The sequence below is a fragment of the Mesorhizobium sp. B2-4-2 genome (assembly GCF_006442845.1).
In the GTDB taxonomy this organism is placed as follows: domain Bacteria; phylum Pseudomonadota; class Alphaproteobacteria; order Rhizobiales; family Rhizobiaceae; genus Mesorhizobium.
This window is the reverse complement of sequence record NZ_VFVM01000002.1, coordinates 95,433-109,907: the sequence shown is the minus strand read 5'-3', so window position 1 is coordinate 109,907 and position 14,475 is coordinate 95,433. Positions and strand designations below refer to the sequence as shown.

The 14,475-nt window shown below is 64.1% G+C and carries 15 protein-coding genes; 11 read left to right on the top strand and 4 right to left on the bottom strand.

The window, feature by feature from the left end; genetic code table 11:
* The first annotated feature begins 72 nt into the window (after nucleotides 1-72).
* The 6 genes from FJ942_RS04200 (at nucleotide 73) to deoA (ending at nucleotide 6,293) form a co-directional block, all read left to right on the top strand.
* Nucleotides 73-1,605: an ABC transporter ATP-binding protein gene (locus FJ942_RS04200; RefSeq protein ID WP_140897398.1), complete on the top strand. Its 1,533-nt coding sequence runs from the start codon at nucleotides 73-75 to the stop codon at nucleotides 1,603-1,605.
* The gene (locus FJ942_RS04195; RefSeq protein ID WP_140513733.1) at nucleotides 1,602-2,741 is read left to right on the top strand and encodes an ABC transporter permease; all 1,140 of its coding nucleotides are present in this window, start codon (nucleotides 1,602-1,604) and stop codon (nucleotides 2,739-2,741) included. Before FJ942_RS04200 ends, FJ942_RS04195 begins: the two co-directional genes overlap by 4 nt.
* The gene (locus FJ942_RS04190) at nucleotides 2,742-3,713 is read left to right on the top strand and encodes an ABC transporter permease (RefSeq protein WP_140657308.1); all 972 of its coding nucleotides are present in this window, start codon (nucleotides 2,742-2,744) and stop codon (nucleotides 3,711-3,713) included.
* Between the two features lie 65 nt (nucleotides 3,714-3,778).
* Nucleotides 3,779-4,171, top strand: coding sequence for a cytidine deaminase (cdd, locus tag FJ942_RS04185; protein ID WP_140522725.1), 393 nt, complete (start codon nucleotides 3,779-3,781; stop codon nucleotides 4,169-4,171).
* Nucleotides 4,168-4,974 (top strand): purine-nucleoside phosphorylase, encoded by an 807-nt coding sequence (locus FJ942_RS04180; protein ID WP_140522472.1) that lies wholly within the window; start codon nucleotides 4,168-4,170, stop codon nucleotides 4,972-4,974. The genes cdd and FJ942_RS04180 overlap by 4 nt, the downstream gene beginning before the upstream one ends.
* Complete coding sequence (gene deoA / locus FJ942_RS04175) at nucleotides 4,974-6,293, top strand: thymidine phosphorylase (RefSeq protein WP_140686062.1); 1,320 nt, start codon at nucleotides 4,974-4,976, stop codon at nucleotides 6,291-6,293. The genes FJ942_RS04180 and deoA overlap by 1 nt, the downstream gene beginning before the upstream one ends.
* A 30-nt stretch (nucleotides 6,294-6,323) precedes the next feature.
* Here deoA and FJ942_RS04170 read toward each other — a convergent pair whose 3' ends face one another.
* The 3 genes from FJ942_RS04170 to FJ942_RS04160 all read right to left on the bottom strand — a co-directional run bounded on the left by FJ942_RS04170 (nucleotide 6,324) and on the right by FJ942_RS04160 (nucleotide 8,809).
* A complete protein-coding gene (locus FJ942_RS04170) occupies nucleotides 6,324-6,887 on the bottom strand; it encodes a TIGR02281 family clan AA aspartic protease (protein WP_140556484.1) in 564 nt (187 codons plus the stop codon).
* 187 nt (nucleotides 6,888-7,074) lie between these two features.
* Nucleotides 7,075-7,704: a uracil phosphoribosyltransferase gene (gene upp / locus FJ942_RS04165; protein ID WP_140686063.1), complete on the bottom strand. Its 630-nt coding sequence runs from the start codon at nucleotides 7,702-7,704 to the stop codon at nucleotides 7,075-7,077.
* A 130-nt stretch (nucleotides 7,705-7,834) separates the two neighbouring features.
* Complete coding sequence (locus FJ942_RS04160; RefSeq protein WP_140686064.1) at nucleotides 7,835-8,809, bottom strand: adenosine deaminase; 975 nt, start codon at nucleotides 8,807-8,809, stop codon at nucleotides 7,835-7,837.
* 133 nt (nucleotides 8,810-8,942) lie between these two features.
* On the opposite strand from FJ942_RS04160, the gene ubiE reads away from it, so the two are divergent.
* From ubiE to coaBC, 4 genes are all read left to right on the top strand, one after another.
* Nucleotides 8,943-9,719 (top strand): bifunctional demethylmenaquinone methyltransferase/2-methoxy-6-polyprenyl-1,4-benzoquinol methylase UbiE, encoded by a 777-nt coding sequence (ubiE, locus tag FJ942_RS04155; RefSeq protein ID WP_140513738.1) that lies wholly within the window; start codon nucleotides 8,943-8,945, stop codon nucleotides 9,717-9,719.
* A gap of 13 nt (nucleotides 9,720-9,732) precedes the next feature.
* Nucleotides 9,733-11,307, top strand: coding sequence for a 2-polyprenylphenol 6-hydroxylase (ubiB, locus tag FJ942_RS04150; RefSeq protein ID WP_140676109.1), 1,575 nt, complete (start codon nucleotides 9,733-9,735; stop codon nucleotides 11,305-11,307).
* Between the two features lie 74 nt (nucleotides 11,308-11,381).
* The gene (locus FJ942_RS04145) at nucleotides 11,382-11,591 is read left to right on the top strand and encodes a plasmid stabilization protein (protein WP_140496375.1); all 210 of its coding nucleotides are present in this window, start codon (nucleotides 11,382-11,384) and stop codon (nucleotides 11,589-11,591) included.
* Between the two features lie 2 nt (nucleotides 11,592-11,593).
* Nucleotides 11,594-13,066 (top strand): bifunctional phosphopantothenoylcysteine decarboxylase/phosphopantothenate--cysteine ligase CoaBC, encoded by a 1,473-nt coding sequence (gene coaBC, locus FJ942_RS04140; protein ID WP_210243339.1) that lies wholly within the window; start codon nucleotides 11,594-11,596, stop codon nucleotides 13,064-13,066.
* A 71-nt stretch (nucleotides 13,067-13,137) separates the two neighbouring features.
* Here coaBC and FJ942_RS28765 read toward each other — a convergent pair whose 3' ends face one another.
* Entirely contained in the window at nucleotides 13,138-14,070 is a 933-nt protein-coding gene (locus FJ942_RS28765) for an invasion associated locus B family protein (protein WP_246679654.1), read from the bottom strand.
* A gap of 11 nt (nucleotides 14,071-14,081) precedes the next feature.
* Between FJ942_RS28765 and FJ942_RS04130 the strand changes: the two genes are divergently transcribed.
* Nucleotides 14,082-14,360, top strand: coding sequence for a hypothetical protein (locus FJ942_RS04130; protein ID WP_224557047.1), 279 nt, complete (start codon nucleotides 14,082-14,084; stop codon nucleotides 14,358-14,360).
* Nucleotides 14,361-14,475: the final 115 nt, after the last annotated feature.

Here is a 14,475-nt window from a genome sequence, read left to right as displayed (position 1 = left end):
AGCGTCATGCTAGGCATTTTGACCAAGCGATAAAAAAATAAGAGTGGGACAGGCTGCATGGCGCATGCCGCGATTGAACTGGCCGCAATCGAACTGATTGGCATCAACAAGAGCTTTGGCGCCGTGCGCGCCAACCGCAACATCAACCTGGAAATCGCGCGCGGCACCATCCACGGCATCGTCGGCGAGAACGGCGCCGGCAAGTCGACGCTGATGTCGATTCTGTATGGCTTCTACCAGGCCGACAGCGGCGAGATCCGCGTCGGCGGCAAGCCGGCATCGATAAGCACGCCCAACGATGCGATCGCGCTCGGCATCGGCATGGTGCACCAGCATTTCATGCTGGTCGACAATTTCTCGGTCCTGGAGAACGTCATCCTCGGCGCCGAAAGCGACGCCTTGCTGAAGAAAAGCATCGCCAAGGCGCGTTCCGAACTGGAGCGGCTGGAGCGTGAATACGGCCTCGAGGTCGATCCCGACGCCATCGTCGAGGAATTGCCGGTCGGCCTGCAGCAGCGCGTCGAGATCCTCAAGGCGCTCTATCGCGGCGCCGAGATCCTGATCCTCGACGAGCCGACGGGTGTGCTGACGCCGGCCGAGGCCGACCACCTCTTCCGCATCCTCAAGCAATTGAAGGAGCAGGGAAAGACGGTGGTGCTGATCACCCACAAATTGCGCGAGATCATGGCCATCACCGACACGGTTTCGGTGATGCGCCAGGGCACGATGGTGGCGACCAGGGAAACGAAGAAGACCACCGTCGCGGAACTGGCCGAGCTGATGGTCGGGCGCCGCGTGCTCTTGCGGGTGGAGAAGGGCGAAGCGGAAGCCGGCGCGGTAAAACTCGCGGTCAAGAACCTGACGGTCAAGGATTCCCGCGGCGTCACCATGGTCGACGACATCTCCTTCGACCTGCGCGCCGGCGAGATCGTCGGCATCGCCGGTGTCGCCGGCAACGGCCAGTCCGAACTGCTCGAGGCGATCTCCGGCATCAGGCACGCCGTTTCCGGTTCGGTGATGCTCGAGGGCAAGCCGATCGATCTCACCGGCAAGGCCGATCCCGGCGAACTGCGCGACCGCGGCCTCGCCCATGTGCCTGAGGATCGCCATCATGTCGGGCTGGTGCTGGCCTTCGAGGAGAACGAGAATTCCATCCTCGGCTACCATGACGATCCCCGCTACCTCAGAGGACCCTTCCTCAACATCGATGCCATCGTTGCCGATGCCAAGGACAAGATCGAGAAATACGACATCCGCCCCGGCAATCCACGGCTGAAGACCGCCAACTTCTCCGGCGGCAACCAGCAGAAGATCGTGCTCGCGCGCGAAATCGAACAGGACCCCGGCGTTCTCATCGTCGGCCAGCCGACGCGCGGCGTCGACGTCGGCGCCATCGAGTTCATCCACAAGCGCCTGATCGCCATGCGCGACCAGGGAAAGGCCGTGCTGGTCGTGTCGGTCGAGCTCGATGAGATCCGCTCGCTCTCCGACCGCATCCTGGTCATGTTTGCCGGCCGCATCGTCGGCGAACGCGGGCCGGAGGCGAGCGAGGGCGAGCTCGGCCTGCTGATGGCGGGTGTTGAGCGCCAGGAGGCGGCGCAATGAGCACGCCCTATGCCAAATTGCCGGCCTGGGCCGACTATGGGCTGATCCCGCTGATCAATCTGTCTGTGGCCTTCATCGTCGCGGGCTTCGTCGTGCTTCTGGTCGGCGAGAACCCGTTCCGTGCCGCCGTCATCCTGGTCGAGGGCGCCTTCGGCAAGGGAACAGGTATCGCCTTTACCCTCTTCTATGCCACCACCTTCATCTTCACCGGACTTTCGGTGGCGGTAGCAGCGCATTGCGGCCTGTTCAACATCGGCACCGAGGGGCAGGCCTACATCGCCGGCCTTGGCATCGCCATCGTCTGTCTCTCCTTCGACAGCGTGCTGCCATGGTGGCTGACATTTCCGCTGGCCATCGTGGCTTCGGCGGCCGTGGGCGCCTTGTGGGCGCTGATCCCCGCCTATCTGCAGGCCAGGCGCGGCTCGCACATCGTCATCACCACCATCATGTTCAACTTCATCGCTGCTTCGATCATGGTCTACCTGCTGGTCGGCCCGTTGAAACCGGCAGCCTCGCAGGCGCCGCAGACGCGCAACTTCCTGGCGGGCGCGGAATTGCCGAAACTCAACTGGGTCATCGAGCTGTTCGGCGCCAAGATCCGGTCGGCGCCGCTCAACATCTCCTTCCTGCTCGCGCTGCTCATGGCCTTCCTGGTCTGGCTGCTGATCTGGCGCACCAAGCTCGGCTATGAGATGCGCACCTACGGCCACAGTCCAAAGGCGGCGCGCTATGCCGGCATTTCCGAAACCCGCATCATCATCACCGCCATGATGATCTCGGGCGCGCTCGCCGGCATGATGGCGCTCAATCCGGTGATGGGCGACCAGCACAATGTCGCGATCGACTTCGTCAGCGGCGCCGGTTTCGTCGGCATCGCCGTGGCGCTGATGGGTCGCCTGCACCCTGTCGGCATCGTGCTGGCGGCCATCCTGTTTGGCATGCTCTACCAGGGCGGCGCCGAACTCGCCTTCGAGATGCCTGCGATCAGCCGCGACATGATCGTGATCATTCAAGGGTTGGTCATCCTGTTCGCCGGTGCGCTCGAACACATGTTCAGGCCTTACATCCAGGCGCTGTTCGCCTCGCTCAGCCCGAGGTCGGTCGGCATGGAAGCGGTCAAGGGAAAAGGCGCCTGAATGGACACCTTCAACGCCATCGTCCAGACGCTGGATTCCACCATCCGCCTCTCGGTGCCGCTGCTGCTCGCCTGCCTGGCCGGCCTCTATTCGGAACGCGCCGGCATCTTCGACATCGGCCTCGAAGGCAAGATGCTGGTCGGCGCCTTCGCCGGTGCGGCGGCCGCGTCGGTCTTCCATTCCGCCTTCCTCGGACTGGGCATGGCGATCCTGATCTCGGTCGCGTTCGCGATGATCCACGGCTTTGCCTCGATCACCCATCGCGGCAACCAGATCGTTTCCGGCGTGGCGATCAACTTCATCGCCGCCGGCTCGACCATTATCCTCGGCCAGGCCTGGTTCCAGCAAGGCGGGCGCACGCCGGCGCTGCAACCAGCCGAGCGGTTCGAAGCCATTATCTGGCCCGGCGCCGAGGCCGTCCGAGGCGTGCCGGTCCTCGGGCCGATCTACGCGGAACTGATCTCCGGCCACTCGATACTGGTCTATCTCGCCTTCGCGATGGTGCCTTTCACCTGGTGGGTGCTGTTTCGCACGCGCTTTGGGCTGCGGCTGCGCGCGGTCGGCGAAAACCCGGCCGCCGTGGACACCGCCGGCATCTCGGTCGCCTGGCTGCGCTACAGGGCGCTGATCTGCACCGGCATCCTGACCGGCGTCGCCGGCGCCTATCTGTCGATGGTGCAGAATGGCGGCTTCGTGAAGGACATGACCGCCGGCAAGGGCTACATCGCGCTGGCCGCATTGATCTTTGCCAAGTGGAAGCCGGTCAACGCCATGTTCGCCTGCCTGCTGTTCGGCTTCCTCGACGCCCTGTCGATCCGCCTGCAAGGCTCGCCGCTGCCGCTCATCGGCAAGGTGCCGGTGCAGTTCATGCAGGCCCTGCCCTATATTCTCACCGTCATCCTGCTCGCCGGTTTCATCGGCAAGGCGATCCCGCCGCGCGCCGGCGGCGTGCCTTATGTCAAGGAACGCTGAGGATCGAGGGCGCGACGCAAAAGGCGCGCCGGCTTATGGACAAGATCATCGGAGAGAATACCGAAATGTCGCATGAATTATTCGAAGCGGCGAAGGCTGCCATGGCCAAGGCCTACGCCCCCTATTCGAAATTTCCGGTCGGTGCCGCACTTCGCACCGAGGACGGGCGCGTCTTCACGGGCGCCAATATCGAGGTCGCCTCCTATCCGGAAGGCTGGTGCGCCGAGACGACGGCGCTCGGCCATTATATCATGGGCGGCGGCGGCAAGATCATGGAAATCGCCGTCCTTGCCGAGCGCATGGCCAAATGCTCGCCTTGCGGCGGCTGCCGGCAGCGGCTGGCCGAATTCTGCCGTCCGGAAACGAAACTCTATCTCTGCGACAATGCGGGCGTCGCCGAAACCGTGACCATGGGCGACATGCTGCCTTACGGCTTTCGCGGCGACATGCTGAAATGAAGGAAGCGCTCGACCATCTGATCGAACGGCTGGACGGCCTGGCGCCGACCACGGCGCTGGTGCTGGGCTCTGGCCTGGGAGGGCTGGTCAGCCAGGTCGAGAACCCGATCCGTGTTTCCTATGCCGATCTGCCCGGCTTTCCCAGAAGCGGCGTTTCCGGCCATGCCGGAGAGGTGGTGGTCGGGCTGCTTGCCGGCACGCCGGTGCTGATGCTGTCGGGCCGCGCCCACTATTACGAGCACGGCAACGCGGCGGCGATGCGGCCGGTGCTGGAGGTGCTCGCCGGCACCGGCATCACCAAGCTGATCCTCACCAATGCCGCCGGCTCGGTCGATCCGGAGATGGGGTCGGGTTCGGTGATGCTGATATCGGACCACATCAATTTCTCCGGCACCAACCCGCTGATCGGCGAGCCGAGCGATCGCCGTTTCGTCGGCCTGACCGAAGCCTACGATGCCGGCATCCGCAAGGCGATCGAACAGGCGGCGAAGGCGACCGGCACGGCGCTGCACAAGGGCGTCTACATGTGGTTCTCCGGCCCGTGCTTCGAAACGCCGGCCGAGATCCGCATGGCGCGCATCATGGGCGCCAACGCGGTCGGCATGTCGACCGTGCCGGAAGTCATCCTTGCCCGCTTCCTTGGCCTGCGTGTCGCCGCCTGCTCGATCATCACCAATCTTGCCGCCGGCATGACCGGAGCCGAGCTTTCGCACCAGGAGACCAAGGATATGGCCCCGGTCGGCGGCGCGCGGCTGGCGACGATCCTAAAGCGTGTGTTCCGCGACGGACTGTTGGAGAACTGATGCTTCCGCAGGAAATCATCCGCCACAAGCGTGACGGCCACAGACTGCCGGCGCGCGAAATCGCCGACTTCATCGCTGGCGTAACCGATGGCGCCGTCACCGATGGCCAGGTCGCGGCTTTCGCCATGGCGGTGTTCTTCAACGGCATGAGCCGCGACGAGGCCGTGGCGTTGACATTGGCCATGCGCGATTCCGGCGACGTGCTCGACTGGTCGGACCTGCCCGGCCCGGTCACGGACAAACATTCGACAGGCGGCGTCGGCGACAACGTCTCGCTGATGCTGGCGCCGATCGTCGCTGCCTGCGGCGCTTATGTGCCGATGATATCCGGCCGCGGCCTCGGCCACACCGGCGGCACGCTGGACAAGATGGATTCCATCCCCGGCTACGCCAGCCAGCCCGACATCACGCTGTTTCGCAAGGCGGTGCTGGAGGCGGGTTGCGCCATCATCGGCCAGACCGCGGACCTCGCGCCGGCCGACCGCCGGCTCTATGCCATCCGTGACGTGACCGGAACCGTGGAGTCGGTGCCGCTGATCACCGCCTCGATCCTGTCGAAGAAACTGGCGGCAGGCCTGGGCTCGCTGGTGCTCGACGTCAAGGTCGGCAATGGCGCCTTCATGGAGAAGTCGCGCGACGCGACGGCGCTCGCCAACAGCCTGGTCGAAGTCGCAAGCGGCGCCGGATTAAAAGTTTCGGCGCTGATCACCGGCATGAACGAACCGCTGGCCTCGGCCGCCGGCAACGCGGTCGAGATGCGCAACGCCGTCGATTTCCTGACCGGCCGCCTTCGCGACCGGCGCCTGGAGGATGTGACGCTGGCGCTCGCCGCCGAAATGCTGCAGGCGGCGGGTCTGGTGCCGTCCAACCAGGACGGCATGCGGCGGGCGACCGAAACCCTTGCCAGCGGCCGCGCCGCCGCCACCTTCGCGCGCATGGTGACGGTGCTCGGCGGCCCCGCCGATTTCATCGAGAAGCCGGAACGATATTTGCCCGTTGCGCCAACGGAACACGCGGTGAGAGCGATCGCGGACGGCTTCGTCACCGGCATTGCCACGCGCGATATCGGCCTTGCCGTGGTCGGGCTGGGCGGCGGCCGCACCCGGCCAGACGACAAGGTCGACCCGGCGGTCGGCATCACCAGGCTGTTGCCGGTCGGCGCCGAGGTTCGAGCTGGCGAGCCGCTGGCGCTGGTCCATGCCCGCTCGGTGTCCGACGCCGAAGCCACGGCGGCAACGGTGCTTTCGGCCTATGCGATCGGCGCTTCCAAGCCGCCTGCCGACAAGTCGGTCATCCGGCGCATCCTGCCGCGTGGCTGATATGACCCAGCCCCGAACGGCCGTGCCCGCTCACTGGACAAGAAGCAGCGTGCCGTTTTCGGCCTGATATTTGCCCAGCCGATTGAGAAAGCTCATGCCGATCAAATTGGTGTGCAGCGCCTTGTCGTCGAGCACGATGGCCTGCACGTCGTTGACGGTGATGCTGCCGATCTGCAAGCGGTCGATCATCACCACCGCCGCCTTGATCGTGCCGTTGGCCGTGTTGACCTCATGACTGAAATCCGACGGGTTCAGCGACAGACCGATCCTGCGCGCCGTCGAGGTGTTGACGGCGACCAGTGTCGCTCCTGTATCGATCATGCCGTCGATCTGGCGTCCGTTCAGTTTGAAGGCCGACGAGAAATGCCCTCGCGCGTCGGCCGTGACGACAACCTTGCGGCCCATCGGCAACGGCGCCACCGGCTTGTCGGGAGCCGCTGCCAAGGCGACCTCCGGACGGGCGTCGGCCGCTGGCTTGGCCGTCACCGCCGTTTTCAGCAGGCTTTCGAACATCTGCGGATTCGACTGATAGACAATCGGGATGGATGCCGATGTACCGGCAAAGACGCTGAGGACAAGTAGCTTGCGCAGCATGGATCGGCCCCGGCGCATGACCCCGAAAATCGGGATCGATTTTCGGAAAGGATCACGCGCGAATCAAAGTGTCGCAGCGTCCGACAGGACGCGCGGCGCTGTCGTGAAGGCCGATCCTTAACGCCGGGATGGTGTTTGCCGTTTTAACGCCGCTCGAAACCGCGCCGTTGCGTAAACTTTCGGTAAATCACTTTGTCCCGTACATGCGGTCGCCGGCGTCGCCGAGGCCGGGCATGATGTAGCCCTTCTCGTTGAGCTGGCGATCGATGGAAGCCGTGAAGACGGGAACGTCGGGATGTGCCTTGGTGAAGCGCTCGATGCCTTCGGGCGCCGCCAGCAGGCACAGAAAGCGGATGTTGGTGGCGCCGCGCCCCTTCAACTTGTCGATCGCCGCGATGGCGGAATTGGCGGTGGCCAGCATCGGATCGACGACGATGACCAGCCGGTCGGCGAGGTCGCTCGGCGCCTTGAAGAAATATTCGACTGCTTCCAGCGTCTCATGGTCGCGATAGAGGCCGATATGGGCGACGCGGGCCGCCGGAACCAGGTCGAGCAGGCCTTCGAGCAAGCCATTGCCGGCGCGCAGCACCGAGGCGAAGACCAGCTTCTTGCCTTCCAGCGTCGGCGCCTCCATCATTTCGATCGGCGTTTCGATGGTCGTCGTCGTGAGTTCGAGATTGCGTGTCACCTCATAGCCGAGCAGCAGCGAGATCTCGCGCAGCAGCCGCCGGAAACCGGCCGTCGATGTCTCCTTCTTGCGCATGATGCTCAGCTTGTGCTGGACAAGCGGGTGGTCGACGACGGTGACGCCCTTCATGATGTGCTCCGACGTGGTTCGTGGTGAGTAGCCAATAGTGAGTAGTGAATAGTGAGCCGATTTGCGAGTCCCGATGCGCGCTCCGCCAAACTGCTCACTGCTGGCCACTCCCTGTCCACCCAGCCTTCATTCACCTGGCCTTCGCATCCAGCCGGCTGAGCAGCGTTGCCTTGGTCTTCCTGTCGACGAAAGCGGCCTCGATGGCCGTTCGGGTAACGGCCGCCAGCGCCTTCTCGTTCATCGAGAAATACTCGGCCGCAATGTCGTATTCGCGTTTCAGCGAGGTCCAGAAATAGGGCGGATCATCCGAGTTGAGCGTCACCTTGCAGCCGGCCGCGAGCAGGGCGGGGAACGGGTGGGCGGCGAAACTGTCGAACACTTTCAACGCAATGTTGGAGCCGGGACAGCATTCCAGCACCACGCCCTCATCGGCGATGCGCCGGACAAGATCGGGGTTTTCGATGGCGCGCACGCCATGGCCGATGCGCGACGGGCGGATGTGATCGAGCGCCGCCTGGACCGTCTCCCACCCCGTCAGTTCGCCTGCGTGAACGGTAATGCCGAGCCCGGCCTCGCGGGCGATTTCGAATGCCCTGACGTAGTCCTCCATCTCGCCGACCCTCTCGTCGCCGGCGACACCGAAGCCGGTTACCAGCGGGTGTCCGCAGCGCGCGGCAAAGCGCGCTGCCTGCTCGATGGACTCGACGCCGGCATGGCGCACTCCGGTGACGATCATACGGCCCTCGATGCCGGTCTTGGCCTTGGCGCGCAGCATGCCTTCGCCGAGCGCATCCGTATAAGCCTTCGGCGACAGCCCCGCCTTCGTGGCATGGTCCGGCGAGGTGAAGACCTCCGAGTAGATGGCGCCGTCACGAGCCAGGCTGGTCAGATAATGGTCAGCCAGCCGCGCATAGTCTTCCTCGGTCCGGAACAGGTCGGAGGCGAAGTCATAGGCGGCGAGAAAAGAGGTGAAATCGTGCCAGACGAAAGAGCCGTTCTGGATATAGGGCGAGATGTCCTTGCCGTATTTCTGCGCCTGTCGGATGACGAGTTCCGGTGCCGCTGCCCCTTCGATGTGGCAGTGCAGTTCCGCTTTCAAAGGCATTCAAACATCCCGTCGGTCAGTCCAGGTCTCGAAACCCGCCACCTGGAAGCGCGGCCGAACACCGCGCCTTAAACAATAGCGCCCGCACCATCGATCGGCTATGGTCCCGCCGGTTTTATGACGGATCAAAAAAATGTCAGTTGAGAGAACCACGGCCGCCGGCGGCATGGAAACCTCCTATGGTTTCAAGCGTGTAGGGGCAGGCGACAAGCAGCCCCTGGTCAACGATGTTTTCCACAAGGTCGCCAACCGCTACGACCTGATGAACGACCTGATGTCGGGCGGCCTGCACCGGCTGTGGAAGGATGCCATGGTAACCTGGCTCAATCCGCCGAAGCGGCCGGGCTGGCGCGTGCTCGATGTCGCCGGCGGCACCGGCGACATCGCCTTTCGCATCGTCGATGCCAGCCATGGGCATGCTCATGCCACCGTGCTCGACATCAACGGCTCGATGCTCGCCGTCGGTCGCGACAGGGCGCAAAAGAAAGGCATGTCCGGCAACACCGACTTCGTCGAAGCCAATGCCGAGGAACTGCCGTTCGCGGACGCCACCTTCGACGCCTACACCATCGCTTTCGGCATCCGCAACGTCCCCAGGATCGACGTCGCTCTCAGCGAAGCGTTGCGCGTGCTGAAGCCGGGCGGGCGGTTCCTGTGCCTGGAATTTTCCGAGGTCGAGATGCCGTTGCTCGACAGGGTCTATGAGGCCTGGTCGTTCAAGGCCATTCCGAAGATCGGCAAGGCCGTCACCGGCGACGGCGAGCCTTATTCCTATCTGGTCGAGTCGATCGCGAAATTCCCCAACCAGGCGAATTTTGCTTCCATGATAACCCGCGCGGGCTTCGATCGGGTCTCGTTCCGCAACTATTCCGGCGGCATCGCCGCGCTTCATTCGGGCTGGAAACTTTGAGGCAGGCCCGGGCATGAGCACCGTCAGCGCTGGATTTCGGCTCATGCGGGCCGGCTGGGTGCTTGTGCGCGAGGGCGTCGTCGCCGCTTTGCCTGGCGAGGAACTGTCCGGCCTGCCGAAATTGGGCTGGCGGCTGGCGCGGCTGTTTACCCGCCGCCGCGCGCTCGCCTATGAGCGCAGCGATCGGCTGGCCAAGGCGGTGGTTCGGCTCGGGCCGTCTTATGTCAAGCTTGGCCAGTTTCTGGCGACACGGCCCGACGTCGTCGGCAACGACATGGCGCTCGATCTCGCCATGCTGCAGGACAAGATGCACACCTTCCCGACGGCCGAGGCGGTGGCGGCCATCGAGGGCTCGCTCGGGCGCAAGCTCGGCGACCTCTACACGCAGTTCGGCGACCCGGTCGCTGCGGCCTCCATCGCCCAGGTCCATGCCGCTGAAACGGTCGATGGCGGCGTCGTCAGAAAGGTGGCGGTCAAGGTGATCCGGCCGGGCGTGCGCCGCCGCTTCTTCCAGGATCTTGAAAGCTATTTCCTCGCCGCCCGCCTGCAGGAGAAATACATCCCCTCCTCACGCCGGCTGCGGCCTGTGGAGGTGACCGAGACGCTGGCGCAGACCACCAAGATCGAGATGGACCTGCGCCTCGAGGCGGCCGCGCTTTCCGAACTTGGTCAAAGCACCAGGGAGGATCCGGGCTTTCGCGTCCCTTCCGTCGACTGGGAGCGCACCGGCCGCGACGTGCTGACCATGGAATGGGTCGACGGCATCAAGATGAACGACATCGCCGGACTCGCCGCCGCTGGACACGATCTGAGGGCAATCGCGGCCAACCTGATCCAGTCGTTCTTGCGCCATACCCTGCGCGACGGCTTCTTCCACGCCGACATGCATCCGGGCAACCTGTTCGTCGAGGCTGATGGCACGATCGTCGCCGTCGATCTCGGCATTGCCGGCAGGCTCGGCAAGAAGGAGCGCCGGTTCCTCGCCGAAATCCTCTACGGCTTCATCACGCGCGACTATCTGCGCGTCGCCGAGGTTCATTTCGAGGCCGGCTACGTGCCGCGCCAGCACAATGTCGCGGCCTTCGCCCAGGCGATCCGCGCCATTGGCGAGCCGATCCATGGCCAGCCGGCCGAGACCATTTCCATGGCCAAGCTTCTGACGCTGCTGTTCGAGGTGACCGAACTCTTCGACATGGCGACACGGCCCGAACTGATCCTCCTGCAGAAAACCATGGTGGTGGTCGAGGGCGTGGCGCGCACGCTCGATCCGGCCTTCAACATGTGGAAGACCGCCGAACCCGTGGTCAGCGGCTGGATATCAGGAAATCTCGGTCCAAGCGGCCTGCTGGCCGACGCCCGCGACGGCGGCAAGGCGATGCTGACGCTGATCCGCCAAGCCCCCGAGTTGGCAGCGCGCACCGAGCGGCTGTCGCGCGAGATCGACCTGATGGCCGAACATGGTCTGCGCTTCGACGAGGCGACGGCCCGCGCCATCGGCAAGGCCGAAGCGCGCTACAACCGCTCCGGCCGCGTGGCGCTTTGGGTGATAGCCCTGACGCTGGTCTATATAGCCTGGAAGCTGCTCTAAGTGACTGCAATGACAGCGATGCTGTCATTGCAGTCGAAAGGCGGGATAGCTATATTGTGCGCAGGAGTGCGACTATGGCCAGGATTACTGTCCGGAATCTGGAAGATCATGTCATGCAGCGATTGCGTGAACGCGGTGCTGCGCGCGGCGTTTCCATGGAGCAGGAGGCGCGGGATGTGCTCGCGGCATCAGTTGGGCTTCCGACCACGAAAGGCTTCGATGGCGGACGCCTGACATTTAAGGACGAGGCCAAGGTTCAACCAATGGCAGGCAGGCAAAGTTAGCCATGGGTACCCTGACCATTCGCAATCTCGACGAGGATTTGAAACAAAGACTGCGCGAGCGGGCTGCCCGTCATGGTGTGTCGATGGAGCAGGAGGCAAGAAGTCTGCTGCTCAAGGAAGTGGCGCCCACCTTCAAAGGTGCCAAGGATTTCGTTACGGCGGAGGAGATCCTCGAATTCGGCCGGCAGCTGCAAAAAGTAGATTTTGATCAGAAGAAACTCGCTGATGATCTCTGGTCCTCCATGACCCTCTCCGGCAAGCGCATCTTGCTCATCATCGGCGGCGGCATCGCCGCCTACAAGGCACTCGACCTGATCCGCCGTCTGCGTGAAAGGGGTGCGGCGGTGCGCGTGGTCATGACGTCGGCTGCGCGGGAATTCGTCACCACGCTGTCGGCCGGTGCGCTCTCGGCAGACCATGTCTTTACCGATCTCTTCCATCGCAATGACGAGCACGATGTCGGCCATATCAGGCTGTCGCGCGAGGCCGATCTGCTGGTCGTGGCGCCCGCCACCGCCGACCTGATGGCCAAGCTCGCCAACGGCCACGCCAATGATCTTGCCTCCACCGTGCTCCTGGCCACCGACAAGCCGGTGCTGATGGCGCCGGCCATGAACCCCAGAATGTGGGCGCATCCGGCGACGCGGCGCAACCGTGCGGCGCTGCACAAGGATGGCATCACCTTTGTTGGCCCCGCCAAAGGCGAGATGGCCGAGAGCAACGAGGCTGGCGAAGGCCGCATGGCCGAGCCGCTGGAGATCGTCGCCGCCATCGAGGCGCTGCTCGATACCGGATCGAAGCCGCTGGCCGGCAAGAAGATCATCGTCACGTCTGGCCCGACGCACGAGCCGATCGACCCCGTTCGCTACATCGCCAACCGATCGTCGGGAAAGCAGGGCCATGCCATAGCGGCGGCATTGGCCAGGCTCGGCGCCGACGTGAGGCTGGTCTCCGGTCCCGTCAGCATCGCCGATCCGGCTGGTGTGAAAACCATCCACGTCGAGCGGGCGCAGGAAATGCGCGATGCCGTGGAACAGCTTCTACCGGCCGATGCGGCGGTATTCGTCGCCGCCGTCGCCGATTGGCGCACCGACAGCCCAGCTGGCGAGAAGATCAAGAAAGCGCCGGGCGAAGGCCCACCGGTGCTGCGCATGATCGAGAACCCCGACATCCTTGCGGGCGTCGGGCATCACAAGCAGCGGCCGGCGCTGGTGGTCGGCTTCGCCGCCGAGACGCAGGACCTTTTGCGCAACGCCGAAGCCAAGCTGAGGAAGAAGGGCGCCGACTTCATTGTCGCCAACGACGTGTCGCAGACCAGCGGCGTCGGCCCATCCGGTGTGATGGGCGGCGACCGCAACCGTGTTCGCATCGTCTCGAAGACCGGCGTCGAGGAATGGCCCGAGATGAGCAAGGACGAAGTGGCGACCCGGCTCGCCACCCTGATCGCGGAACGGCTGAAAACGACCGCAGCGTGACGAGCTGGACCGTCGGAATTCCTAAAACAAAGGCTTAGCGCAAGCTAGCGATTCTGTGGAACGCTGAACCGCTAGTCGGCAAGAAGCTCGGCCGTCCGGGCAAGCGCACTTCCGAAGCCATTGAGCGGGATGGAGAAGCTAACCGCTTGCCCCGTATCCGCCGCGAAGGCATCGACCTTCAAGGTGGTGCCCGCCTTGAGCACGGGGACGACGTTGGCATCGAACGCCACCGGCACCAGGCAGCCGACGGCTTGGCAAGTGTTGAACTGCAGACTGCCGTCCAGCTTCTGGTCGTCGATCGTCAGGGTGACGCCCTTGGCGAGCGCCAGGCCGAACGGCAAAGCGAGCGTGCCGGTCGCGTCTTCGCCCGTCTTGCTCGACAACTCTATCGCCAGCAGACGCTGGTTGCTTTGCTTGTTGAACTGCTGGTGTGACAGGCTGCATGCCTTGGCCGCGCCCGATATCTGGCAGTTGACCGCCCAGTCGCCGTGGGTTTCGGACAAGGCCGATGCGCCGCCGGGCAGCTGTGGCTGGTTGGCGCCGGGCGCGGCCGTCGCTTTGTCGCCTTTTGTCTGCGCCGCCGCGGCTGGAAGACCGGCGATGCAGGCAGCCGCCAGCATCGCCAGCAGATACGCATGCTTCCTCATAAGGACCCCTTTTGCCCGGCTCCATCCCTGAGCCAGCTGGATGCTGACACTGAGGGACGCACTGTCGGCGTTCTGTTTGACCGTTTCCTCGAAGGCGCCGTTGCATCCGACGGACATGCCGACGCCGTTGACGCCATGGAATTCGAGGCCAGCGTCAACCCGATAGAGCGGTGAATCGACCGCTTCCGTCAAGTGCGATGCGGGCGGCGGGGCAGATTTCTCCTCCGCCGCGAAGGGGGCGCGATCACGCGATTTCCTGTTAATCGGCACTCTGGCGTGGCACGAGGGGACAAACGCACTATATGTAGAGTGAATTTTATTTGTGCGGGAATGAGCAGATGTTGGCGCTTCGGCCATCAACGGTTTTCATGACGGCGGCATTGGCAGCCTCGACGCTGGCGGGCATCTGTCTGCCTGCTTCCGCGCAGGTGCTCATTCCCTCCGTCGACAACAACGCGTTGATCCAGCAGAACGATCTGCAGGCCTTGCAAAACCGTGTCCAGCGGCAGCAGTTTCAGCAACAGCAGCAACAGAATCGGGCTCAGGACCGGGTGATCGTGCAACAGCCGCCGCCCATCGTGCCGCGGGTCAGGCCGAACTGCCAGACCCAGATAATCGGCAACACCGCCGTAAGCACCTGCCGCTGAGGCGGGCTTCCCTTTTATTTAGCCGACTTACATGGTAGGGGCGTTCCGGTGCCCTTGCGGCAGTTTGGGTTTTGCAACGACACCGCGTCACGGTATGGGCACTGCACCGACTGGA

What these genes read in the sequence shown, in the direction of transcription:
- FJ942_RS04195 (WP_140513733.1), top strand. Translation starts at nt 1,602, where the DNA reads ATGAGCACGCCCTATGCCAAATTGCCGGCCTGGGCCGACTATGGGCTG.
- FJ942_RS04190 (WP_140657308.1), top strand. Translation starts at nt 2,742, where the DNA reads ATGGACACCTTCAACGCCATCGTCCAGACGCTGGATTCCACCATCCGC.
- cdd (WP_140522725.1), top strand. Translation starts at nt 3,779, where the DNA reads ATGTCGCATGAATTATTCGAAGCGGCGAAGGCTGCCATGGCCAAGGCC.
- FJ942_RS04180 (WP_140522472.1), top strand. Translation starts at nt 4,168, where the DNA reads ATGAAGGAAGCGCTCGACCATCTGATCGAACGGCTGGACGGCCTGGCG.
- deoA (WP_140686062.1), top strand. Translation starts at nt 4,974, where the DNA reads ATGCTTCCGCAGGAAATCATCCGCCACAAGCGTGACGGCCACAGACTG.
- FJ942_RS04170 (WP_140556484.1), bottom strand. Translation starts at nt 6,887, where the DNA reads ATGCTGCGCAAGCTACTTGTCCTCAGCGTCTTTGCCGGTACATCGGCA.
- upp (WP_140686063.1), bottom strand. Translation starts at nt 7,704, where the DNA reads ATGAAGGGCGTCACCGTCGTCGACCACCCGCTTGTCCAGCACAAGCTG.
- FJ942_RS04160 (WP_140686064.1), bottom strand. Translation starts at nt 8,809, where the DNA reads ATGCCTTTGAAAGCGGAACTGCACTGCCACATCGAAGGGGCAGCGGCA.
- ubiE (WP_140513738.1), top strand. Translation starts at nt 8,943, where the DNA reads ATGTCAGTTGAGAGAACCACGGCCGCCGGCGGCATGGAAACCTCCTAT.
- ubiB (WP_140676109.1), top strand. Translation starts at nt 9,733, where the DNA reads ATGAGCACCGTCAGCGCTGGATTTCGGCTCATGCGGGCCGGCTGGGTG.
- FJ942_RS04145 (WP_140496375.1), top strand. Translation starts at nt 11,382, where the DNA reads ATGGCCAGGATTACTGTCCGGAATCTGGAAGATCATGTCATGCAGCGA.
- coaBC (WP_210243339.1), top strand. Translation starts at nt 11,594, where the DNA reads ATGGGTACCCTGACCATTCGCAATCTCGACGAGGATTTGAAACAAAGA.
- FJ942_RS28765 (WP_246679654.1), bottom strand. Translation starts at nt 14,070, where the DNA reads ATGGCCGAAGCGCCAACATCTGCTCATTCCCGCACAAATAAAATTCAC.
- FJ942_RS04130 (WP_224557047.1), top strand. Translation starts at nt 14,082, where the DNA reads ATGACGGCGGCATTGGCAGCCTCGACGCTGGCGGGCATCTGTCTGCCT.